The sequence below is a fragment of the Pseudobythopirellula maris genome, from assembly GCF_007859945.1.
GTDB classification, from domain to species: domain Bacteria; phylum Planctomycetota; class Planctomycetia; order Pirellulales; family Lacipirellulaceae; genus Pseudobythopirellula; species Pseudobythopirellula maris.
Window position 1 is genome coordinate 1,126,528 of sequence record NZ_SJPQ01000001.1, and the last position, 22,701, is coordinate 1,149,228.

General features: G+C 67.4%; 24 protein-coding genes. 7 read left to right on the forward strand and 17 right to left on the reverse strand.

The window, feature by feature from the left end; genetic code table 11:
• Positions 1-65: 65 nt before the first annotated feature.
• Together Mal64_RS04160 and Mal64_RS04165 are read right to left on the reverse strand one after the other, a co-directional pair.
• Complete coding sequence (locus Mal64_RS04160) at positions 66-401, reverse strand: hypothetical protein (protein ID WP_146397343.1); 336 nt, start codon at positions 399-401, stop codon at positions 66-68.
• Entirely contained in the window at positions 401-619 is a 219-nt protein-coding gene (locus Mal64_RS04165) for a hypervirulence associated TUDOR domain-containing protein (RefSeq protein ID WP_146397345.1), read from the reverse strand. The genes Mal64_RS04160 and Mal64_RS04165 overlap by 1 nt, the downstream gene beginning before the upstream one ends.
• Positions 620-1,091: 472 nt before the next feature.
• Between Mal64_RS04165 and Mal64_RS04170 the strand changes: the two genes are divergently transcribed.
• Entirely contained in the window at positions 1,092-1,865 is a 774-nt protein-coding gene (locus tag Mal64_RS04170; RefSeq protein WP_146397347.1) for a PEP-CTERM sorting domain-containing protein, read from the forward strand.
• Between the two features lie 521 nt (positions 1,866-2,386).
• On the opposite strand, the gene trpS is transcribed toward Mal64_RS04170, so the two are convergent.
• The 13 genes from trpS to Mal64_RS04235 all read right to left on the reverse strand — a co-directional run bounded on the left by trpS (position 2,387) and on the right by Mal64_RS04235 (position 16,558).
• Positions 2,387-3,358 (reverse strand): tryptophan--tRNA ligase, encoded by a 972-nt coding sequence (trpS, locus tag Mal64_RS04175; protein ID WP_146397349.1) that lies wholly within the window; start codon positions 3,356-3,358, stop codon positions 2,387-2,389.
• Between the two features lie 72 nt (positions 3,359-3,430).
• The gene (locus tag Mal64_RS04180; RefSeq protein WP_146397351.1) at positions 3,431-4,462 is read right to left on the reverse strand and encodes a dihydroorotate dehydrogenase; all 1,032 of its coding nucleotides are present in this window, start codon (positions 4,460-4,462) and stop codon (positions 3,431-3,433) included.
• Between the two features lie 234 nt (positions 4,463-4,696).
• Positions 4,697-4,915, reverse strand: coding sequence for a hypothetical protein (locus Mal64_RS04185; protein ID WP_146397353.1), 219 nt, complete (start codon positions 4,913-4,915; stop codon positions 4,697-4,699).
• Between the two features lie 286 nt (positions 4,916-5,201).
• The gene (locus tag Mal64_RS20105) at positions 5,202-5,654 is read right to left on the reverse strand and encodes an HU family DNA-binding protein (protein WP_231993578.1); all 453 of its coding nucleotides are present in this window, start codon (positions 5,652-5,654) and stop codon (positions 5,202-5,204) included.
• A gap of 486 nt (positions 5,655-6,140) precedes the next feature.
• Positions 6,141-6,578 carry a YkgJ family cysteine cluster protein gene (locus Mal64_RS04195; protein ID WP_146397355.1) on the reverse strand — a complete coding sequence of 146 codons (438 nt, stop codon included), beginning with the start codon at positions 6,576-6,578 and terminating at the stop codon, positions 6,141-6,143.
• Positions 6,579-6,611: 33 nt separating this feature from the next.
• The gene (locus Mal64_RS04200; protein ID WP_146397358.1) at positions 6,612-7,781 is read right to left on the reverse strand and encodes an aminotransferase class V-fold PLP-dependent enzyme; all 1,170 of its coding nucleotides are present in this window, start codon (positions 7,779-7,781) and stop codon (positions 6,612-6,614) included.
• 128 nt (positions 7,782-7,909) lie between these two features.
• Complete coding sequence (gene moaA, locus Mal64_RS04205) at positions 7,910-8,929, reverse strand: GTP 3',8-cyclase MoaA (protein ID WP_146397360.1); 1,020 nt, start codon at positions 8,927-8,929, stop codon at positions 7,910-7,912.
• Entirely contained in the window at positions 8,926-9,366 is a 441-nt protein-coding gene (locus tag Mal64_RS04210; protein ID WP_146397363.1) for a molybdenum cofactor biosynthesis protein MoaE, read from the reverse strand. Before Mal64_RS04210 ends, moaA begins: the two co-directional genes overlap by 4 nt.
• Positions 9,367-9,478: 112 nt before the next feature.
• Complete coding sequence (locus Mal64_RS04215; RefSeq protein WP_146397365.1) at positions 9,479-9,724, reverse strand: MoaD/ThiS family protein; 246 nt, start codon at positions 9,722-9,724, stop codon at positions 9,479-9,481.
• A 44-nt stretch (positions 9,725-9,768) separates the two neighbouring features.
• Positions 9,769-12,786, reverse strand: a complete 3,018-nt coding sequence (locus tag Mal64_RS04220) for an FAD-binding oxidoreductase (protein ID WP_146397367.1) — start codon at positions 12,784-12,786, stop codon at positions 9,769-9,771.
• Positions 12,787-12,929: 143 nt separating this feature from the next.
• Entirely contained in the window at positions 12,930-13,643 is a 714-nt protein-coding gene (locus Mal64_RS04225) for an LON peptidase substrate-binding domain-containing protein (protein ID WP_197525435.1), read from the reverse strand.
• Positions 13,644-13,890: 247 nt separating this feature from the next.
• Positions 13,891-15,072, reverse strand: a complete 1,182-nt coding sequence (locus Mal64_RS04230) for a ribonuclease D (protein ID WP_146397371.1) — start codon at positions 15,070-15,072, stop codon at positions 13,891-13,893.
• 94 nt (positions 15,073-15,166) lie between these two features.
• A complete protein-coding gene (locus Mal64_RS04235; RefSeq protein ID WP_197525436.1) occupies positions 15,167-16,558 on the reverse strand; it encodes a sodium:proton antiporter in 1,392 nt (463 codons plus the stop codon).
• Between Mal64_RS04235 and Mal64_RS19650 the strand changes: the two genes are divergently transcribed.
• From Mal64_RS19650 to Mal64_RS04260, 5 genes are all read left to right on the forward strand, one after another.
• On the forward strand, positions 16,547-16,849 hold the full coding sequence (locus tag Mal64_RS19650) for a hypothetical protein (protein ID WP_197525437.1): 303 nt from the start codon (positions 16,547-16,549) through the stop codon (positions 16,847-16,849). The genes Mal64_RS04235 and Mal64_RS19650 overlap by 12 nt on opposite strands.
• 375 nt (positions 16,850-17,224) lie before the next feature.
• A complete protein-coding gene (locus Mal64_RS04245; RefSeq protein WP_197525438.1) occupies positions 17,225-17,959 on the forward strand; it encodes a (5-formylfuran-3-yl)methyl phosphate synthase in 735 nt (244 codons plus the stop codon).
• Positions 17,960-18,193: 234 nt separating this feature from the next.
• Positions 18,194-18,421: a hypothetical protein gene (locus Mal64_RS04250; RefSeq protein WP_146397375.1), complete on the forward strand. Its 228-nt coding sequence runs from the start codon at positions 18,194-18,196 to the stop codon at positions 18,419-18,421.
• 130 nt (positions 18,422-18,551) lie between these two features.
• Entirely contained in the window at positions 18,552-18,860 is a 309-nt protein-coding gene (locus Mal64_RS04255) for a polyhydroxyalkanoic acid system family protein (protein ID WP_146397377.1), read from the forward strand.
• 348 nt (positions 18,861-19,208) lie between these two features.
• Positions 19,209-19,571 carry a response regulator gene (locus Mal64_RS04260; protein ID WP_146397379.1) on the forward strand — a complete coding sequence of 121 codons (363 nt, stop codon included), beginning with the start codon at positions 19,209-19,211 and terminating at the stop codon, positions 19,569-19,571.
• A 107-nt stretch (positions 19,572-19,678) separates the two neighbouring features.
• Here the strand turns inward: Mal64_RS04260 and Mal64_RS04265 are convergent, their stop codons facing one another.
• On the reverse strand, positions 19,679-20,389 hold the full coding sequence (locus Mal64_RS04265) for a hypothetical protein (RefSeq protein WP_146397381.1): 711 nt from the start codon (positions 20,387-20,389) through the stop codon (positions 19,679-19,681).
• A 183-nt stretch (positions 20,390-20,572) separates the two neighbouring features.
• Between Mal64_RS04265 and Mal64_RS04270 the strand changes: the two genes are divergently transcribed.
• Positions 20,573-21,235 (forward strand): tetratricopeptide repeat protein, encoded by a 663-nt coding sequence (locus Mal64_RS04270; protein ID WP_146397383.1) that lies wholly within the window; start codon positions 20,573-20,575, stop codon positions 21,233-21,235.
• A gap of 22 nt (positions 21,236-21,257) precedes the next feature.
• Here the strand turns inward: Mal64_RS04270 and Mal64_RS04275 are convergent, their stop codons facing one another.
• Positions 21,258-22,469 carry a thioredoxin family protein gene (locus tag Mal64_RS04275; protein WP_146397385.1) on the reverse strand — a complete coding sequence of 404 codons (1,212 nt, stop codon included), beginning with the start codon at positions 22,467-22,469 and terminating at the stop codon, positions 21,258-21,260.
• Between the last annotated feature and the right edge of the window lie 232 nt (positions 22,470-22,701).

A 22,701-nucleotide genomic window follows, 5' to 3' on the forward strand; every position in this document is an offset into this window, starting at 1 on the left:
ACCTTACCAAACTGCGCTGCTCAACTGCGCTGCTCAATTGGGCTGCTCAGCTGGGCCTCAGCGCCTCAGCCCGCCGTCTGCTCGCGGCGCCAGTCGGCGTAGGGCGTGTTTTCCACTTTGCGCCGGTTGAGGTCAGGCTGCCCGTCCTCCCACCACACCGGCCCCCGCTCGCCTAACCGCACCTTGGCCGAGTCAACGCGCTGACGGGCGATCCGCATCGCTTCGGGGTCGTCCGCCGCGGCCTTCACCGCTCGCCTCGCGGACATCAGCTCACGCACCAACGATTCACGCTCGTCGGCCGGGATGGCGGGGTTCGTGGCGCGCCACAACCGGCCGTCGACCACGATGTACCGGCCGTCGGGAGTCAGCAGCGCCTTACGTTTTGCACGGGAAGCGGCCATCACGCAGACTCCAACTCGCTCCACAGCTTCAGCACCTTGCCGCCATCCTCGGTCTCGACGTAGTAGGCGGGGTTGTCCTGAGAGCCATCGCGCGTCACCTCGTTGCCCTCGATCTTCCTGGTCACCCTCTTGGTGAACCGGCTCTTAACCCGCCCCTGGCCATAGCCCTCGCCCCACTTCCATTTCACCCGCTGACCTTCTTCAAAAACGCTTGCCATGAGCCGACGATCCGTGAGGGGTTGCGTACGACCGCGCGCACATCACGCGGTTTCTGACGAAGTCAGTAGCAATCTCTGTGCCTCCCTGCCCCGCCCCGAAGAAGCACTCGGGCGTCGAAGTGAACGCCGCACCCCCGACCCGAGGGCTGCAGACTGGGCTCTCATACGCTCGGCCCTTCGGGCCTCATGCATGGGGTGGCTGGCCAGACGCTAGGCTACGGTCGCTGCGCGTTGTCCGCCGTAAACGGATGGTTCGTACTCCCGAGCCCAGCGCAAATGCGCACCTGTCGCCCGCGGTTTTACGCAAGCCCAGGGCTCCAGATGGGGGTGTGCGTATAGCGCAAGAGGTTTCTGCGCCAAAGCGATATTCTTTTCTCGGGGTTCCGTTTACGGTGAGTAGACGTGTTGCTGCGTTCTTCCTAGATGCGCTTCTCCGCACCAACGTGAAACACCACTCCAGGAGTCAGTTCCCATGAAGTCGATCGCTACTGCAGCTTTACTGTGCCTCGTGGCGCCCACCTGGGCCGTCGCGGCGCCGATCCTCGCCGAAGACTTTGAGTCTTACACCGACACCGCCGATCTGGGCGGCACGTGGACCCTGGGCGACGGCACGCTCGACGCCGGCCTCGGCAACCCCGGCCAGTCGCTCTCGCACCCCGGCACGGGCGCCTCGTTCTCCGCCGCTAATATCAACGAATTCAGCTTCCCCGGCGTCTACCCCGGCACTGGCGAGACTCTGATCTTCCAGGCTGACATCTACGACGACGCCAACTCGAACAACGAGCGGAACTCGGCCGGGCTTCGCGCCGCCGCGGGCGCCAACATCATCGAGATGGGCCACTACAACAGCCCGTCGCACTACGCCATCCGGACCGTCCTGTTCGGCGCCGGCAGTGCCGGCGCGTGGGTCGCCTTCCCGAACCTGGTCGACGACCTTGGCGCCCCGATTGCCGACGAGACGCCGGTCGAGGGTTGGCACACCTACAGGGCCGAGATCACCGACTCGCAGGTGACGTTCACGCTCGACCTGAACGGTGACGGCAACATCAACAGCACGTTGGTGGCCAGCATCACGCAGAACGCGGCCTTCGAGTTCGACGTCGTCCGCCTGGGCGGCCCCTCGGCTCTTGGCTCGGCCAACGGCGGCGTCCACTTCGACAACGTCTACCTCGAACTCGTGCCCGAGCCGGCTTCGGCGCTCCTCGCCGTGCTGGGTCTGGTTGGTTTCGCGGCTCGCCGTCGCTAAACCTCCGCCAACACGATCGCATCGCAAAAGGCCCCCGGTCAGTCGACCGGGGGCCTTTTTTTGTGGGGCGCTCGAGTGGCCCCAGGGTGTCATCGCACGGCCCTGTGAGCCCTGTGAGCCCCGATGGCCCTGCCCTCTTCTTGCGCGTCTTGGCGGCTTTGCGTGAGGCGACTCAAACGCGCGGCCAAGAATTTCTTTGCGCGACTTACGACGATTCGCCGCCGCCGAAAGAACGTCGCAAGTCGTACGGGGCGCCCGACCTACAACAAAATCGCGAGTGGCCAAGAATCGCTGCTGCGCGCTCGGCCCAAAAGCGATTGTCGAAATTAGGTGAAACGGCCGTTACAAAGATAATTGGGCGCCGCAGGGTGTCGCGATCGCCAAGCCGGCTGCGTTCTCACGGAAGAGGCCGTCATTCCAAGCCGCCAGGCTGCGTTTTTCGGGCGCTGCAGTCGGCCGTTTGCGCGCAAGACTTTTTAAACGACTTCTGCGAAACGCTTCTCAAACGATTATTGGGCCACCTACCAGCTCTTCACGCCACACGCTTCCTGAGCCCGCCCGAGCACCTCGCCCGCCTTCGCACGGGCCTTGGCGGCGCCGGCGGCGAGCACTTCGCGCACGGCGTCTGGCTTGGCGGCCCACTCGGCGCGGCGCTCGCGGGCCGGGCCCCAGTAACGCTCGGCGGCGTTCGCCAGCGCCTTCTTGGCGTCGCCGTAACCGAAGCCGCCCTTGCGGTACGTGGCGGCCATCTCGCTGATCTCCTCTTCGCTGCCCACGAGCTTCAGCAGGTCGAACAGCACGTCGCCGTCCGGCTCCTTAGGGTCCTCCATCGGCCGGCTGTCGGTCTGGATCCGCATGATCTGCTTGCGCTGCTTCTTCTCCTCTTCGAACACGGCGAGCGTGTTTCCGTAGCTCTTGCTCATCTTCTCGCCGTCGGTTCCGGGCACCCGGGCCGACTGGTCGAGCACCTTGCCCTTGGGCAGCGTGAAGACCTCGCCGTAGTGGTGGTTGAACGACTGGGCGATGTCGCGGCAGACCTCGATGTGCTGCAGCTGGTCCTCGCCCACCGGGACCACCGTGGCGTCGTACGCCAAGATGTCGGCCGCCTGGAGCACGGGGTAGGTGAACAAGCCGGCGTCGGCCTTGATGCCCTTGGCCATCTTGTCCTTGTAGCTGACGCAACGTTCCAAGAGGCCCATCGGCGTGCCCGTCAGCAGCAGCCAGCAGAGCTCGCTGACCTCGGGAACGTCCGACTGGACGAACAGCACCGCCTTGTCGGGATCGAGACCGAGGGCCAGCAGGTCGATGGCGCCGTTCAGGGTGTACTGCCTGAGCAGCTCCTGGTCACGCACGGTGGTGAGCGCATGGAGGTTGGCGATGAAGTAGTACGACTGGGCCTCGGTGTCCTGCAGCTCGATGTACTGCTGGATGGCGCCGAAGTAGTTGCCCCAGTGGAACGGGCCGGTGGGCTGGATGCCGGAGAGTGCGGGCATTTTGGGAGAGGTTGGAGGTGAGAGGTCGGAGGTCAGGGGGGAGGAAGAGGAATCAAGCCGCCTCGGCGGCGCTTATCCCCCTCCCCTGGAAGGGGAGGGGGATATCGCCTGCGGCTCGCTGGCGCTCGTCGTCAGGCCCGTCGTGAGGCTTGCTACCACTTCGGCCACACTTGCCGCGCCGAGGCTCGCGATCGCCGCCGGCAAGGCGTCGAGCACTTCCATGCTGGCCGTCGGGCGGTAGAAGTTCACCGTGCCGAGCTGCACAGCGCTGGCGCCGGCGACGAGGAACTCCATCGTGTCGTCCAACGTGGCGACGCCCCCCACGCCGACGATCGGCGTGCGGACCGCCTGGGCCGCCTGCCAGACGCAGCGCAGCGCGATCGGCTTGATGGCCGGGCCGCTGAGGCCGCCGACCACGTTGCCAAGGAGCGGCCGCCGGCGGCGCCAGTCGACCGCCATGCCGAGGCAGGTGTTGATCAGCGCGATCGCGTCGGCGCCCCCCGCCTCGGCCGCCTTGGCCATCGTGGCGACGCTGGTCACGTTGGGCGTGAGCTTCGCCACGATCGGCAACTCGGTCGCCAAGCGGCAGTCGCGAACCAGTTCCTCGCAGCGGGCCGGGTCGACGCCGAAGTCGACGCCGTGAGACACGTTCGGGCAGGAGATGTTGAGCTCGATCGCGTCGGCGGCCGGCCCCGCGGCTGACGCCTCGCCGACGCGGCGGCACATCGCGACGAACTCGTCGTGCGTGCGGCCGGCGACGCTCACCACCACCGGCGCCCCGAGCGAAGCGAGGTAGGGCAGGTGATGGGCCAGGAACGCCTCGAGGCCGTCGTTGTCGAGGCCGATCGAGTTGAGCATGCCGGCCGCCGTTTCGACCGTGCGCCACGGGGCGTTGCCCTGGCGAGGCTCCTGGGTGATCGTCTTCGGCACGACACCACCCAGACGGGTGAGATCGACGAACGCCGCCATCTCACGGGCATAGCCAAACGTGCCCGAGGCCACAAGAACCGGGTTGGGAAGCGTCAGCCGGCCGAGCTCGACCTTCAGGTCGACCGACGCGGGATCGACATGCTTTGTGGGAGCGGGAGGAGCGGGAAGCGACATGCGGGGCGGCGAGAGGGCAGGACGTGCTTCAGAGCGGGACTGGCGACAGAGCTAGGCTGGCTTCCAAGCAGAGCGGGCGGGCGTGGTCGCGATCCTACCGGTCGTGCCGCCGGGCAACAACGGGCGCAGGGCCGCACAAACGCCGAGCCGTAAGCGCAGCACGGCGGCCAGCCCTGGGGGCTGGCCGCCGTGCTCGTGAATTCCACCCTCCGACAAGCCGGGGGCCGGGCGTGCTTAGAGCACGAGGCCGCTGGTGCGGTAGGGCTTCATATGGCTTGGCTGGTCGAGGAACCAGATCCGTTCCCACTCGTCGAGGAACGACCGGAGGTCCTCCGACGTGTAGATCAGTTGCTGGGCCCGGCGGGCGGGGTCGGCCGAGTAAATCGGCACAAGACAGCCGGTGCTGCTGGTCAGCATGGCGGCCGCTACGAAGCCCATGATCCATTTACGCATCGATCTGCACTCCTCCTTGAGCACACGCGTGTCGCTGGCCGCCCGCAGTGGTGGGGCGGTAAACGCGTTTCGTCGGTCGGGTTGTCTCACTCAGCACTGGCCCGAAACGGTTTCGAGCCAACGGGTTGGGGTTAGAACGACTCCAACATCTAGCATCCTGCCAGGGCCTGCGTCGGCGGGTGAGCCGGCGGGGCCTTATAGGTAAATGAGCGGCGGGCGTCGAGACGTGTCTCGAGGCGGCGTTGAGCGAGATGGGCGGCGGCCAAGATCGGCCGAAGGGCCGCCTCTATTGGCCGGGGGGCCGTTGGTAGTCGACCGAGCTGTGGTCGTAACCACTTACCGCTGCGTTGTTTGGTGCGTTGGGGGCGCTCGGGGGAGCGCCGTTCGCTAGCGGATTGGTCGGAGTGCTGGCGGCGTTTGCCGCGGCTTCGCGGGCGGCCGCTTCTTCGGCGGCTTGCCGCTCGAGCTCGCGGACACGCTCCTCCATCTCCTTGCCCGGCTTGAAAGTGACGACAAACTTCTCCGGCACGGAGACTTTTTCGCCGGTGCGTGGGTTGCGAGCCTTGCGAGCGGCACGCTTCTTGACCTCAAAGACGCCAAAGTTACGCAGTTCGATCCTGCGTTCCTCGACCAGCGTCTCGACGATGGCGTCGAACGTCTTTTGGACGATCTCCTTCGTCTTGAGCTGCGTCAGCCCGATCTCTTCCGAGATGGTTTTGACGATCTCTTTCTTGGTCACGACAAGGTCCTCTGGGAGGAAACGCCATGCGGCCGGTGGATGGCTGCGAGGCTTCGCGACGCTTGGCGTCGCACGAATCCGGGAGGCGAGGCAAAACGGCCCCTTGAGACGCCCAAACGAGCGTCAGCAATTAACCCAAGTGTAAATATAGCAACGACTAGAGTCAAGCTGAGCCTACCTCGCGCGGCCCCCGCGGGTCGGATGAAATAGACGATTCAGCCAACGACTCTCGTCGTGAGAATTGATCTAACCCCAAGTTGTCAAAGATCTTAGCAGAATTCACCCTCGTCCCAGCAGCCCAAAAGTCGCGTCATTCGACGCAAATCCTTTTACTGCAATGGCTTGGGTCTCGATCGCCGCGACAAGCCCTGTCGCCCGACCGATCCGCTACTACCGTTATCGTCGGCTCGACCGGCAAACTTTACCCAGCCTGCAGAAACGGCAAAAAGGATTCGCGATCGCTCAAAAGAGCGCCAGCAGGTTGCCTCAGACGCGGACAACCGCCCGCTGGGCTTCGATCGCGTCGAGCTGGTAGAGCTTGCCCTTGCCGCTGCCTGGGCATGCTTCGCAGGTCTCGGCCCAGGTCTCGGGCGATTTGAGATTCGAATCCCAGAACGGCCAGGTACGGCATTGCCGGGGGCGCGCCTGGTAGACGGTGCAGCCACGGCTTTTGGGGTCGAAGAAGACGCAGTCGCCGTTGTCGTATTCGATCAGGCTTTTGCGGACGCCCACCTCACGGACGTAGCGCGACTCGAACTCCGCGACCTCGAGGCCCGTCTCGGCGGCCATCGCCTCGATGTCGGCCTTGTTCAGCCACACGTAGCCGGGGGCGCCGGTGCAACAATCGCCACAGCCGCTGCACTTGAAACGCAAACCCTCGTGGTACCAAGGTTGGGAGCTGGCTTTGGCCTTGGGGCTGGGCATCGAGATTCGGGTCCGGTTAGGCGAGTCGTTGGTTCAAGACGCGGCGGCCGCCATGAGGCCGGCGAGCGCCGCGAGGGTCGTGTCGAGTTGGGCGTCCGTGGTCCAGGGCCCGGGGCTGAGGCGGAGCGTCCCCCCTTGGGACGCCGTTCCCAGGGCCTCGTGCAAGCGTGGAGCGCAGTGCAGACCGGCCCGGCACTCAACGCCGGCGGCGACTTCGAGCGTCATCGCCAGCTCCTGGGGATCGTAGCCCGAGGCGACGAGGCTCACAACGCCCACACGCTGCGGGGCGCCGGCGCCGAGGAGCCGCACGCCTTCGGTTGCTTGCAGCCCGGCGAGCAGCCGCCGGTGGGCGGCTTCGCTCTGGCTGCGGAGCCGCGGGCCCTCGGCACCGAGCAGCTCGGCCACGCCGGCCGCCAGACCGGCGACGCCCGGCATGTTGAGGCAGCCCGCCTCGAAGCGTTCGGGGAGCGTGTCGGGCTGGCGGGGCGACTCGCTGTGGGCGCCGGTGCCGCCGTGGCGGAGGGGCGTTACATGCGCCGCCAAACCGTCGGCCAGCCACAGCAGCCCGGTGCCGAGCGGCCCCATGAGCCCCTTGTGCCCCGGCGCCGCCAGCAGGTCGGCCCCCAGTTCGCCCACGTCCAGCGGGAGCCAGCCGAGCGTTTGGGCGGCGTCCACCAGCACCAGCGCGCCCCGCTCGTGCGCCAGCCGGGCGATCTCGGCGACCGGCTGCACGGCGCCGGTGACGTTCGATGCGTGGGTGACGGCGACCAATCGGGTCGGCTCGGCGAGCGCCTTGCGGAAATCGTCCGGATCGACCACGCCCTGGGCGTCGCAGCCGAGGGTCTCGATCCGCACGCCGCGTGACTCGGCCAAAGCGTGCAGCGGCCGCAGCACGGAGTTGTGCTCGCACACGGTGGTGACCACCCGGTCGCCAGCTTGAAGCAGTCCGAAGAGGGCGAGGTTGAGCGCGTCGGTGCCGCTAGCGGTGAAGACCACCGAACGCGGGTCCTTCGCCCCGATAAGCCGCGCCACGCCATCGCGGGCCGCCGTCGCCACCCGCGCCGCTTCGACCGCTGCGCCGTGCGACCCCCGCCCGGCGGGCACGCCGATCTCACGCTGGTAACGGTCGACGGCGTCGTAAACGGCCGGCGGTTTGGGCCAGCTCGTGGCGGCGTTGTCGAGGTAGATGCGAGCAGGAGACATTCAGAGTGCTACAAAGCTTGTTTGATGGCGAGTCGTGACTTGAATCGATCAGCATGACGAAGCACGAATGACGAACCTGCCGGCTGAGCTTTTGTCATTCGTCATTCGAGCTACGTCATTCCCTCTTCCTATCCGCCGATCTGATACATCGCCCGCTCGGGCCGCACGAACTCGGCGTCGTCGATGCCGTGGCCGCGTTTCTTCGCGGCGACGCAGTCACTCAGCAGCTGGCGCAGGGCGTTGTCGTCGGCGCCGCTGCGCAGCAACTCGCGGGCGTCCCACTCCTCGGTGGAGAAGAGGCAGTTGCGCACCTGGCCCTCGGCCGTCAACCGCAGCCGGTCGCAGGCGTCGCAGAACGGTTCGCTCACGGGGTTGATAAACCCAACCACGGCGCCGGGGCCCTCGACATCGGTCCAGCGGTAGTCGGTCGCGGGTTGGCTTGGCGTGGGGCGCGCGGAGGGCTCGAGCGGGCCGAACTCCGCGGCGAGCAGCTCACGCAGCTCGGCGCCCGAGAGGACTTGGTCGGCCTGCCAACCGCCGTCGGCGTCGAGCGGCATGTACTCGATGAAACGGAGCTCGTAGCCGCCCGCGCGGGCGAAACGGGCGAGGTGGGGGGCCTCGGCCTCGGTGAAGCCGCGCATCGCGATCGCGTTGAGGCGGATCCGCGTAAAGCCGGCGCGGCCCGCCGCCTCGAGTCCGGCCAGCACGCGGCCGAGCCCGTCGCGGCGCGAGATCTCGCGGAACGGCTCGTCGCGCACCGTGTCGAGGCTCACGTTGAGTCGGTCGAGGCCCGCGCGACGGAGCGGCTCGGCCTGCTCGGCCAAGAGCAACGCGTTGGTCGTCAGGGCGATCTCGTCGACGCCGTCGATCGTACGCAGCATCGTCACCAGTCGCGGCAGCTCGCTTCGCACTAAGGGCTCGCCGCCGGTGAGCCGAAGCTTTCGCACGCCCATCGTGGCCGCCACGGCGACCAGCCGGGTGATCTCCTCAAAGGTGAGCACCTCGGCGCGCGGCAGGAACTTGAGCGGGCCGTCCGGCATGCAGTACTGACAACGCAGGTTGCAGCGGTCGGTGACGCTCAAACGCATGCTCGTGTGCGTGCGGCCGAAGCGGTCGACGAGCGGCGCGTTCGTCTCGGAGCGGCTCATGGCTCCCCCCCTGACGCGGCGGCCGAAGGGTCGGGGTGCAACCACTCTGTCGCGCCGTCGGCGTAGGTCTCGCGTTTCCAGATCGGCGCCTGCTCCTTGAGCGTGTCGATCAACCAGCGAGCGGCCTCGAACGCCTCGCTGCGGTGGGGCGAGGCGGCGACGACCGCCACGCTCGCCTCGGCGAGCGGCACACGGCCGAGGCGGTGGATCACCTCGCAAGCGGCGAGGCCCCAGCGCTCGGTCGCCTCGGCCTCAAGACGCCCCAATTCGGCGAGAGCCATCTCGGCGTACGCCTCGTAATCGAGCTGCTGCGTCTGGCGATCGCCTGTGAACTCACGCGTGACGCCGACGAACAGCACCACCGCGCCGGCCGTTGCGCTTTGGGCGCGGGCGAGCATTGCGGTGGTGTCGATCGGGGTGTGGGTTAGCTCGGGCATGACGCGGGAGTGATTGCAAATTGCAAATTGATTAGTGCAAATTGAAAATTGTCGGGGGGCCCTCTCAATTTGCAATCACCAATTTGCAGTTTGCAATTCCCCCCGCCGCATTCTACCCGCCGCTCACCGGCGGGATCAGGGCGAACTCGGCGTCGGGCGGGGCGGGATCGCTGTCGGTGGCGTAGGCGGCGCCGACCGAGATGCGAGAACGCTCGGCCAGCGACGCGAGCTGCGGCGTTTGATCGGCGATCGCCCGCCGCACGTCGCCCACAACGGCGTTGTCGGCGAGTTCGACGTCGATCGAGTCGGCGCCCGCCGCCTCACGGGCGCCGGCGAAGAGCAGCACGCGAATCTTCATGGCGTGGGTTCCTGAGGCGGGGGCCTCCGTTGCGTGGGACTCCCTCAAGGGGCCTCGGCAGCGGCGGGCTCTCTCGTGTCGGAGTCCGTCGACGCGAGCACTTGCAGTTCGGCCGCCAGCTTAGGCATCAGCCCGTAGCTGAGCGCCAGCAGCTTGATCGGATGGAGTGTCGGCATCGACGAGCCTTGCTGCATCTGCGTCTTGCACGCGCCGCACTCGGTGGCGCCGACCTGGAACGCGCCCGAGCGGAGCGTCGAGAGCAACGGCAGGCCGGCCCGCAGGCTGCGGCGGTAATTCTTTCGCTGCAAGCCGTATGCCCCCGCCATGCCGCTGCAGCCCTTCTCGAGCCGCGTGACACGCAGGTCGGGGATCAGCCGCATGAGGTTCTCGGCCGGGGCCCCGATCTCGAGCGCCTTGAGGTGGCACGGCACGTGGTAGCCGACGGTCATCGGCAGCGGCTTGAAGTCGAGCTTCAGCCCGCCGCGTTGGTGCAACCGCCAGAGGAAGTGGCACGCCTCGAACGTGTTCTCGGCCACGAGGGCCGCGTCTTCGTCGTCGGCCAGCAGTTGCGGGTACTCGTGCGTCAGGGCGAGCACGGCGGCCGGCTCGGTCGCCACGACGGTGTAGCCCTGGCGGATCGCCTCGGCCAGCAGAGAGATGTTGCGTTCGGCCACCCGGCGGGCGCTGTCGAGCGCGCCGTGGGCGATGAGCGCCATGCCGCTCTGCGACTGCTCGCTGGGGACGTAGAAGTCGGCGTCGTGGCGCCCGAGCACGAGCTCGAACGCGCGGGCGAGCTGGCGGTCCCAGTGGTTGGCGTAGGTGTCGACAAAGTAGAGCAGCTTGAGCGGCTTGTCCTTGGCGCTCGCCCGGTGGAGCCGTCGCGACGCCGCCTCGCGCAGGTAAGGCCGGCGGTTCATCTTGGGGAGCTTGCGGCCCTGGGCCAGGCCGGTCGTCTTCTCCAGCAGCCAGCGGACGCGCGGGTCGCCGAGCGCGGCGTTCGCCAGCCAAGGCGTGCGCGACAGGAACGCAGTGACCAAGTCGAGCCGCGTCGACCACCACTCGTCGAACCGCTGGCCGTTGGTCTTGATGAACTCGGCCTTGGCCTCGACCATCAGCCGCGGGATGTTGACCTGCGCCGGACACTCGACGCGGCACATGTGGCAATGGACGCAGAGGTCGGCGACGCTCTTGGTCTCGTCCTTGAACATCTCCTCGGGGGGCAGCGCGCCGGTGAGCACAGCCCGCATGAGGTTCGCCTTGGCGCGGGGCGACGCCTCCTCGCGCGGCGTGTAGCGGAAGATGGGGCACATGCGAGTGTCTTCATCCGTCGTGCGACAGGCGCCGCAGCCGTTGCAGTTGCGGGCGGCGTAGGCGGCTTCCTCGACGCCCCAGGCGAGCTGCAAGTCGACCGGGTCGCTCTTGGCGGCGGAGGGCTTGAGCGCCCCCTTGGGGGGGCCCTGCCCTTCGCCCTGGTCGCCGCCGTAGACGGGCGAGACCAGCCGCAGGTTGTGCGTCATGCGGGCGCCCGGTTGCGGCACGATCTTGCCCGGGTTCAGCAGCCCCAACGGGTCCCACAGCCGCTTGACCTCGCGAAAGACGTTCACGAGCGGCCCGTGCTGGCGCGAGCTGAACGGCGTGCGGCTGAGGCCGTCGCCGTGCTCGCCGCTCACCGTGCCGCCCAGCAGCCAGACCTTGTCGTACAGGTCGCTGGCCAGCGTCTCGAGCTTGCGGTGGTCGACCGGGTTCGAGAGGTCCAAAAGCGGCCGGATGTGCAGCTGCCCGTGGCCGGCGTGGCCGAAGAGCGAGGCGGTGACCTGCCGCCGCTTGAGCGCCTCTTGCATATGGCGGAAGAAAAGCGGCAGCGCGGCGGGGGGCACCGCGATGTCCTCAACACCCGAGACCGCCCGGCGGTTGCCCTTCAAGCGGTGCAGCGTGGGCGTGAATCGTCCGGCCAGCCGCTTGAAGAGCCGCTGCTCCTCTTGGCTCTCGGCGAGGAAGGCGCCGGCCGCGAGCCGCTCGACGTCGCTCACGCGGGCGATCATCTCGGCCAGTCGGTCGCGCACCTCCCGCTCGCTGTCGCCCTGGGCCTCGACGAGCAGCACCGCCTCGGCGGCGCCGGGCAGCATGACCTCGTAGCGTGGGTCGGTGTCGCGCGCCAGGCCCAAGTGGCGGCGGTCCATCAGGTCGCACGCGCTGGGCCCCAGCGCGGCGATCTCGAGCGACGCGCGGGCCGCCTTGTCGAGGCTGTCGAACAACAGCAGCGCCGTGTGCTTGTAGGCGGGCAACGGCAGCGTGGCGAGCGTCAGCTCGGTGATCAGGGCCAGCGTCCCCTCGCTGCCGACGACCAACTGGGCGAGGTCGATCGGGTCGGTCGCCATCGCCCTCTCCAAGGCGTAGCCGCTGCCGTTCACGGGGCACTTGGGGGCGTGCTCCTCGATCACCGGCCTGCGCTCGCGGAGCAAATCGCCCAACAGGGTCTCGATCGCCAGCGGCTCGTCGGTCGGCTCGCTCGCTCCGCCGGCCGGTGGGGAACCGAGCGTCCTCTGCTGCCCGTCGGAGAGCACCACGCGCATCGAACGCACGTGGTCGCGGACCGAGCCGTAGATGAGCCGGTGGCTGCCGCTCGCGTCGACCGCCGCCATGCCGCCGAGTGTCGTGACGTTCGACATCGCCGGGTCGGGCCCGAACACCCGCCCCGTGGCCGCCAGCCGTTTGTTCAGGTCGTCGAGCACCACGCCCGCCTGCACGGTCGCCTCGCCGTCGCCCAACGAAACCACGCGGTGCATGTAGCGCGAGAAATCGATCACAACGCCAGACCCGACCGCCCCCCCCGCTAGGCCCGTGCCCGAGCCGCGGGCGTGGACCGGCAGCTTGTTCTGGGTGCAGTAGCGCAGCACCGCTGACACGTCGGCCGTGCCGCGCGGCAGCACTACCGCCGTGGGGCGGATCTCGTAGAGACTCGCGTCGCAGGCGTAGAGCTGCAGGAACAGGTCGTCGCAACGCACCTCACCGGCGATCAAGCCGCGGAGGTCTTCCTCGATGCGCTGGCGTTCAGAATCCATGCCGAGGCGGGACGGAGAGCGGGGGCCTTGCGGCCGGCGCCGCGTGATGCCCCTATCGTACACCCCAACGGCCCCGCAACGTAGCCGCGTCTCGCAAGTCGTCGCGTTCGAGCGGACGAATGCAGCGACCAGTAGACGACGCTTCAGTTCTTGCTGAAGCGGGGCGGGTAAGGAGACGAGCCAGCGGCGAGCGGAGATTCGGCCGCTGCGGGGCCGGTCTCGATCAACGAGAGCAGCCGCTCGGTGCGTTGCAGCACGTCGGCCTCGCCGAGCAGCCGCTGACGCTCCGAGCGAGCGATCGGCAAGGTGTAAGCCGCCAAGTCGCATAACACGCCGAGCGGCAACGCTTCGTCCAACGCGGTTTGGAGCATCTCGGGCGGCTCGCCGTGCGGCAAGTTTTGCTTGAGCGCCCAGGTCACCCGGTCTCGCAAGGCTTTGCAATCGCACGACGCGAGCGTTGGCTCGAGATCGTCAATCAGCTCGACCCGCGCCCGACGGAACGAACGGGGCGGGTCGATCTCGGCGCCAAACCGAACGCGCCGCAGCCCCAAGAGCAGCAGGTTGTAGCGGCCGTCTTCAAAGCGGTGGTGGGTGACGATCCTGCCCAGGCAGCCGAACGTTTCGACCGGCGGGCGGCTCTCGTAGTCGTGCTCCCAACCGGGGCTGAGCGTCGCCATGGCGATCAGCCCGTCGCCCGCCACGGCCTCTTCGGCCATCTCGCGGTAGCGGCTCTCGAACACGTGCAGCGGCTGCACGATGTGGGGGAACAGCACCAGGTCCGGCAACGGGAAGACCCGCGCGACGCCCGAAAACCGCGACGAGTCAAAGGGTAGCGATTCTTCGCCGAAAAGAGACACGGCCGAGCCAAGGAAGAGGGAACGAAGCAGAGAGATCGGGGCAATGGGCCTCGACTTACACTCTAGTCCGGCGCGACTCGGGAGGCAAAACCGGGCAGCGGAGCCAAAAGGGCCTCCCTGGGCCCCGGGGAACCGCGTTTCGGCCCCCACCTCAAGCCCCAGGGACCCGCTGCGGCAAGAATCGACGCCGATGGGCATTTCACGAGGCGAGCACTGTTCGACCCGCACTCAGGCTATTCGACACGGTCTATTCGACACTGTCGAATTCGAGCGGCTCTTCGCTCTTGGGGTTGCCGATGCGGATCGATTTCTTACCCGCCAGCAGGTCGTTGATCAGATTGCCCACCAGCTCCGCGCGCCAGCCGGAGGCGAGCGATGGGGGGTCATCGTGCTTGCTGCTGTAGCCGAGGCGGTCGCTGATCAGCGTGCGCAGGTCGGTCGCGGTGCAGGCGAGGCTCGCCGCCACGTCGGCGCGCCGACAGAGGCTCGTGATCGCAGGAGCCAGGAACTGGCCCAGCAGGTTGAGTTGCGGCGGGGGCGGCTTACGACGCGGGCCGGTGATGCCGTCCAGGTCGGCGTCGAGCCCCAATTGGACGGCGTGGGCGATGTCTTCGGTCGACCGCTTCAGCTGCCCGTGCTGCATGCCGCGGATCGCCCGCAGCTTCTCGACACGCGAGTCTTTTTTCTTCGCGAGCTCGACAATTAGGTCGTCGCGCAACACGCGTTTGGGGGGCAGGTCGCGGCGCTCGGCCTCTTGCTGGCGCCAGCGCCACACCTCGCGGACGATCGCCAAGCTGCGCGGCGGCAGGTTGCCCACGCCGGACACCTTGCGCCAACGCTCCCGCGTGCGGGCCTCGGTCACCTCGTGGACGAAGGACTCGGTCTCTTCGGCCAGCCACTCGGCGCGGCCCCGTTTCTCGAGCCGGCCCATGATCTTGTCGTGCAACGGGAACAGGTGCCGCACGTCTTCCAGGGCGTAGTTGATCTGATCATTGGAGAGCGGCCGTCGGCGCCAGTCGGTCCGCTGCTCGCCCTTCTGGACGCGGATCTTCAGGTGCTTGGTCACCACCGAGGCGTACGCCGCCGGGTACTCCGTGCCGCAGAACGCCGCGGCGATCTGGGTGTCGAACAGATTGACAGGCGGCTTGTCGACCGCCTGCAGGCAGAAGTTGATCTCCTCGCGCGCCGCGTGGGCGATCGTCACGTGCGAGCCCTCGCTCAGCACCCGCCAAAAGGGCGTGAGGTCCGGCACGTCGAGCGGGTCGATGACCGCCATCCCCTCCTTCGAGACCACCTGCACCAGGCAGAGCTGCGGCCGGAAGGTGTCTTCGGAAACGAACTCCGTGTCGAAGCCGATCCGGTCGCAGTCTTTGAGCCGCTCGCAGTAGTCGGCGAGTTCAGCGGGGGTGTGGATCGACAGGTGCGACACGGGGGGCGTGCTCGGGGCTCGATTCTCGGGGAAAGCCCGAGTTTAGAGCGCACGGCCGCCCCCCGACAGGGCGGTCTCACTCACAGCCTCCCGCTCAGCCGACCATCCGCCAGCCCACCAGGGCGAGCACCGGCAGCAGGAAACAGCAGCTGTAGAGCATGTACCCGAAGAAGCTGGGCATCTTGACGCCCGACTTCTCGGCGATCGCCTTGACCATAAAGTTCGGCCCGTTGCCGATGTAGGTCATGGCGCCCATGAACACGGCGCCCAGCGCGATGCCGACCAGCCGCGACTCGCTCACCCCGGCGACGACCGCGTCGCCCGGCACCTGGGAGAGCGTTTTGGCCGTCTCGAAGAACACGACGTAGGTCGGGGCGTTGTCGAGCACGCTCGAGAGGCCGCCCGTGATCCAGTAGAAGGCCAGCGGCCCGTCGATGCCGAGCTTCGGCCCCTGCTCGTTGAGGATCTGCAGGGCGGGCTGCATGCAGATGAAGATGCCGACGAACAGCGCCGCCACCTCGAGGATCGCGTGGTAGTTGAAGCCGTTGGCCTCGCGGACCGCCTTGCTGCCGAGCCACAACGACGCCCCGACCAGCCCGATCTGCACGATCTCACGCAAGTACATCCAGGGGTGCCAGTCGGTGCCGGGCAACGCCTTCGAGGGGTCGAGGAACGCCACCGCGGCCACCACGCCCAGCAGCAGCGGCAGGTTCACGAGCACGCCGCTGTACTTCAAGTGGCGGATGTGGTGGATGTCGCGTGTGATGTCCGCCTCGGTCTCACGGCGGTAGTAGAACAGCTCGTCCACCAAGAGGTAGAGCACCAGCAAGATGCCGTTGCACATCAACCACGGCTGCCACAGCTGCAACGTCCAGAAGAAGTCGACGCCGCGCAGGTAGCCAAGGAACAACGGCGGGTCGCCGATCGGCAACAGGCAACCGCCGCAGTTGCAAACGATAAAGATGAAGAACACGACCGTGTGGACGACGTGCTTGCGTTCTTGGTTGGTCTCCAGCAGCGGACGGATCAGCAGCATCGCGGCGCCGGTGGTCCCGATAAAGCTGGCCAAGATGCCGCCGGCCGCCATAAAGATGGCGTTCGTCATCGGGTTGGCCTGCAGGTCGCCCTCGATGCGGATGCCGCCCGAGATCGTGTAGAGGCTGAACAGCAGGACGATAAAGGGGACGTACTCGGCGAACAACGCGTTGGCGACCATCGCGCCGACCGTGTCGAGGTTCAGCCCCGATTCGCTCGCCTCGACCACGTGGTGGGCGGGCCAGTGGCCCTCGACCGGCGCCTCGTGCATCACGCCGTAGTAGGCCAACGTGAGGATCGCCAAGGCCGACGCCACGGCGAAGCGGCTGGCGTTCGACTCCCACCAATGCTCGGTGGCGGGAATGAGCGGCAAGATCGCGATCGCGCCCAACATCAACGCGAAGGGGGCGACCATCCAAATCGGCGGGGCGTTCGAGGGATGATCGGCCACCGTTTGCTCAGGGTCGGCCAGTGGCGGCTCGGCATGCTCATCTTCAGCGTGCTCTCCCTCGGCATGCTCTCCCTCAGCGTGCTCTCCTTCAGCATGTTCGCCCTCAGCGTGTTCGCCATCCGCGTGCTCAGAATGCTCGTCGTGATGGGCGGCGTGGCCGGCGACCACCGCTTCGGTCCCCTGTTGCGGCAAGCCCATTGCAAGGCTTACGGCGTAAAGCACCAGCACAACCAAGATCGCTGCGAGCACCGGGCCGCTGCTTGTCGCCGGATGGTGTTCGACGTTCGTTGAATCAGTCATTCTCGTTAACCGCCTGAGGTATTTGCACTTCGCGGCGCCCCACTCATTGGAGCGCTCGCAGAAGAATAAGCCCGACGTTGCTGGGCGTCTACGTGGCCTTGGCGTCGGCAGCGAGGCGAGCAACCAGGCTCAGCCCGAGCGACGCGCGACCACCAAGATTAGGCCGCACTATCGGCCAGTGACGTTGGGCGACCTAGGTGAGATACTTTCAGCCGCCACGGTTATCCACCGCGGCGCGTTACAACCCGTTCATCCGGGAAATCCGCAGGCCCCTTCATGCCGCAATACGCCCACCGATCGCCGGCGCCCCTCAACGGGCCAGAGACCGACTCTCTTCACGAGCGAAGCCCTCGCGCGGGGTTGTTGGTGAGCGTACGCAGCCGCCAAGAAGCGCTCGACGCGATCCGCGGCGGCGCCGACTGGGTCGACGCCAAAGAGCCTACGGCCGGCGCACTTGGCGCCGTCGCCGACGACGAACTGCGCCGCATCGTCCAAGCGGTCGGCGAAGAGCGGCCCCTCTCCGCCGCCGCCGGCGAAGCGGTCGACCACGCCACGCCCGGCCGGGTGCGAACCGCGCTGGGCCTTGGTGTGCGGGCGGCGAAGATCGGCACGGCCGCAGCGGCGTGCGACCCCGCGGCGATTGAAAGAATCGGCGAGTTGTTCGCCAGCGACTCGATCCGTCGGCGCCTCGCGATGGCGGCCTACGCCGACTGGCGCGACTGCGACGGCCTGCCGCCCGAGGAAGTGCTCCGCCTCACGGCCGATTGGGGCGGCGCGTGGATGCTCGTCGACACCCACGCCAAGCAAAGCGGCGACTTGTTCTCCCACCTTGAGCCCAAGCGGATTGCCCTGCTCGCTCGGACCGCGCGCGAGCAGGGCGTCGCGTTGCTGCTCGCCGGCTCGCTCGACGAAAGCGGCGTCGCCCGGGCCGTGGGGCTAGGGGCGGCCTTGGTGGGAGTGCGGGGCGCCGCTTGCGACGGCGACCGCGAGGCGACGCTCTCGGCCGCGCTGGTCTCTCGACTCTCCCTGATCGTCAAACCCGAAGGCTCACCCAACCAAGCCGAGCATCCGGAAAGCCTTGCGGCGTCCGAAAAAACTTGACAGCTAGCACCAATTCTCGATACTCGGCTCTGGCGCATTCCAAGGAGGTGGTTTCCACGGTATTGCTGTGGCCCCGTCCCGCCCGCCAAGACGACCCCTTGAGGAGACCGCCGCGTCGAGGCTCAGTGCGTAGAGGCCCGTGGGCCCAAGCGTCGGGTGTCGCCGTTTCGGCGACGCCCAAGCCCGCCGTCGGCAATCCTTCCGCCAGGCGGCCCCAGCCAGGAGCGAAGCACGATGAACAAGAGCGTGATTGACGCCGTCCGCGAGGGCATTTGGGACTTCGAGCCTCAGCCGGACGACAAGGAGTTCGACTCGACCGACGCCTTCCCCGGCTCGGGAGAGAAGGTCAGCGTGCTCGCCCAGCGGGCCAGCAACGGGCTCCCGCTGTGGCACAACGGCGACCGCCTCGACTACGAGAACACCGGCCTCGACTCGCTCGACGGCGCCGATAGCCGGGCGTGACGCGTCCCTCCCTGCCCCGCTCCCCGTGTGAGTTATGATTGGCTAGGCCCGGTCTCCCGGGTCCGCCCAATCCGGCCGACCGTTTCGGTCCGCCCCCCAGCCGCCCGCCCTTTCTTCTCAGGCGTTTACCTTGCCCAAGATCGATCTGGATATCCCCCACCCGCTCAGCGCCGAAGGCGCCAAAGAACGGCTGATGGGGTTCTCGCAGCAGCTTACCGAGAAGCACGGCGGCCAAATCACCGATGTCGAGCAGACGTGGCGCGACAACGAGCTCGATTTCGGCTTCAAGGTGATGGGCATGTACCGCGTGGCGGGCACACTCACCGTGGAAGAGAACAAACTCCACGTCAAAGGCGATCTGCCGATCACCGCCGCCATGTTCAAGGGCGCGATCGAAAGCGCGATCCGAGATCAGCTCGGATCGCTGATGAGCGCCTAGCTGATCAGCGGTTGGCGAAGGAGCGTTTGGCTACTTTTTGAGCGCCGGCTACCCGGCGGCAGCCGAAGACTCGCTCGTTCTTCTGACCCGAGCGTTGCTCTGACGCTCGTAGCCGATCGGCTACGGCCTCTTGGAACGTCTGTAGGGGTTAGCGCACTTCGCTGCCCCCGCCACGGCGCCGGCAGGCTTGTTTGACAGCCGCCCCTCGTGGCCTAGGTTTCTGCGTCCGCGTCCCCCCGTGCGATTCGCGTCCCGCTGGCTGCCAAAGCCCAGTGGGAAAGCGCCCCCCTCCGCCGGCACGCCCCCACACCACTTGGGCGGTCCCCCTCTTTAAGAAACGAAGCATCGATGAGCTCCAGGGTCCTTGTTGTCGACGACTCGAGCACGATGCGTAAGATCATCGTCCGCTCTTTGAACGATGTCGGCGTGCCGGGCGCCATCGAGGCGATCGACGGCGAAGAGGCGATCGGCATCTTCAAGCCGGGCGAGTTCGACCTCGTGCTCACCGACTGGAACATGCCGCGCAAGAATGGCCTGGAGTTGATCCAGGAGGTTCGCGAGCAAGACCCCAACGTGACGATCATCATGGTCACGACCGCGGCCGAAAAGTCGCGTATGCTCGAGGCGATCCAGGCAGGTGTGTCCGATTACCTGGTCAAGCCGTTCACCGCCGACTCGCTCCGCGAGAAGCTCGACAAGCACGGCTGCTGAGCGCCGCACGAAGCGGAAACGAATCACCCACAAGACGCTCCCAACGGGAGCGTCTTTTTTTATGAGAACGCGTAGCCGCCGGTCTCGCGCCGATCGGCCGCAAACGCTCAGCGTGGGACGATCGCCACCGTCCTGCCCCGCTGCTCGGGCCGCCAATCGAGGCCAAAGCCGTAGAGCAGCACGGTCATCCGCTCGCCGAGCGGCATCTCCGGCGTCGCGCCCGCGGGCCACAGGTCGTGGGGGACGGCGTCGGCGTCATCGAGCCGCCACCCCGCCTGCGCGACGGTCCGCTCGACGAGCGCGCGGGGCGTAGCGAGTCGCTCCCAGTCGATGGCCCGCTTTGCGCGCCACGCTCTGCGAGACCGGCCGTTGAGCTTGGCGACGCGTCGCCGCGCGTCGCGGAGCGCCACAGGCAACCCCTGGCGCGTTCCGGGCGGTCCGACGTAAATCAAATCGCCCGCGGCTGCCCACTCGGCGCCCGCTTGCTCGGCGAGGAGGTCGAGCACCTGCCCGAAGGAAGTCTCTCCTACGGATAAACGGATGCGCGTGGTCGGATCAATGCGGCGGTCGACGAACAGCTCCGCGTCGACCGCACGAGCGAGTTGCGCGAGCGTCTTCCGCAACTCGGCCTCGCCCGCCGAATTGAGTTGCAGCGGCGTTGCGAGTTTTGCCCGCAACGCGTCGCTGGCCTCGCGCCGCGGGCTGACGTCGGCTGCCGGTTCGCCGGGATCACCCGCCGCCACCGCCGCCATCGACAGCAGCGCGACGGCGCCGAGCAAGGCGCGTCGCGGCGGGCGGGCATAATCGGTCGCGCGCATACGTCAAGCAGAATTCGTCGGGAAATAAAGGGGTTTGGCGCGATCGTCCCGCTCGCTTTTTCGTTGTGCGGTTCGCAGGTCTGATTACACTCGGGTTAGAGAGTCGACGCCAGAGCGCCCTTGAGTGCGGCGCCGCGTCAGGCCCTCAAACGCCGCTGTTGGATCACCCCCCGAGCCGCAACTATGGAAGACCCGACCACTCGCCTCCCGGCCATCGTGCGCTGCTACGAGCGCTACTTGGACGACCAGGATTCGGCCGAGTACATCAAGCAGGTCGCGCAGCGTTACACCTGCACGACGCTCGAGCGGCTGGCGTGTGTTGGCGACCGCACGGCCCGCCGCGCGGCGGTGCTGGCGATCGGCTACATGGGCGACTACTCGTCGAACACGGTGGTCGGCCGGGCGCTGACCGACCGCGACCGCGGCGTGCGTGCGATCGCTGAGAACAGCATCATCGAGCTGTGGCGGCGTGTGGGAAGCCGTGAGCAGCGGCTCACCCTTCGCAACGTGGTGCGGATGAACCACACGAAGCGACACGAAGACGCGGTTCGGCTCGCCACGGAGCTGATCCACGAATCGCCCTGGATCGCCGAGGCGTGGTGCCAGCGCGGCACGGCGTACTACCACCAGGGCCAATACGAGGCGGCGATCCGCGACTGCCATCAGGCGCTCGAGATCAACGCTTACCACTTCACGGCGGCGGCGGGCATGGGCCAGTGCTACCTGTTGCAAGACAACCCCGTCGCCGCCCTTGAATCGTTCCGCCGCGCGCTGCGGCTCAACCCGGGCCTCGAAGAGGTTCGCGCTCAGGTCATCCAGCTGCAACGCAGCATCAAGGACGAGTGAGCGATACGCCACGCCTCACCGCTCAGCGGACCAGGCGTCCGCCGCCGGCGGGGTTCATCGCCGCCCGCACGCCGTTGGCGTAGCGGTCGGCGTCTGCCCAGAACCTGCTCAGCGTCTCTTCGCTGGAGAACAGGTAGAAGTTGCCGCCGTACTCCAACGCGAACGCCCGCTTGCCCGGCACGCTGCGTTGCTGCTCCAGCGCCACCACCGGGTCGACGCCCGAGAGCACCGGGCTGTAGGCGTCCGGATCGCGGAGGAACTCGTCGCGTTGCTCTTGGCCGGTGAACAAGTAGGTGCTGCCGCGGTGCACGGCGCCCCACTGCGGGTCGCCTTTCACCCAACGCCACTGCTGCTTCATCGTCACCGGGCAGTAGCCATCGAAACCGAATTGAGGTTCGACACTCGGCGTCGTTTTTTGGGCGGCGACTTGCTGCACGGCGGGCGGCTGCACGGCGGGTGCTTGCGCCTGCGTGGCCGCCTGGAAGTATGGATTGCTCGCGGGGGGCGCCGCCGCAACGGGCGGGGCGACTGGCGCAGCGCTCGCCGCAGCGGGCGCGGCGGGACGCGAGGCGTAGGGCGACGAAGTCTCTGCCGCCACGCCGGCGTAGCGGCTTCCGCCGCCGGGATTCGCCGTCGGTTGGTTTGTGTAGGCGGCCGCGGCGGGCGACCCGGTCGCCCTGGCGATTGCGCCGGCGGTGGTTTGCATGTCGCTGTTGCTGAGGCTGAGGTTGGCGTAAGCCGAGTTGGCGACCGCCGGGGCCAACTGAGAAGCCTGCGGCGCTGCGGCCGCGGCTTGGTCGAAGGCGCCGCCCGGTCGGCTGCTGTGGGCGGCGGCGAGTTGCGTCATCTTGCCGATGTAATCCATCGGCGTCGCGGGGCTGATGAGCCGCTCGACCACTTGGCCATCGGCCGTAGCGACGATGTCGGTCGGCACGCGTGTGACGCCCATCTTCAGGGCGATCTCGGCCGACTCGTTGGCGTTGAGCTTCACCGGCACGTAGCGCGACTCGATCGCGGCGCCCACGTTGGGCTGGTTGAACACCATCGCGTCGAGCCGCTTGCACGGGCCGCAGCTTTCGGTCCAGAAGTGCATGAGCACCAAGCGGCCGCTGCTGCGAGCCTCTTGCTGAGCGGCGGCAAGGTCGGATCGCCATGCCACACCCTGTTGGGCGGAGGCGGTCGCCGTCAGCGCCAAAACCAACATGGCGGCGGATACGTATAAGCGAGAGGGCATCGAAAACGTCCTTGTGTTCGACCGGGGCGCGGTGTCACGCAATATCTAGCTGCGTTGCTCATCGTCATCTCCGTGGTGTTCACTTTGGGGAGATTTTGACGATTATCCACATCGCTGCGGCGCCGGCGCCGTGGCGATAGGGCCGACACTTAGCCGCTTTTTACCGGTGTCCCACGGTCGGGGGGGCCGGATTTGCACAAACTTGGCTTGACTTCGCCCTTTTCGTGGGGAA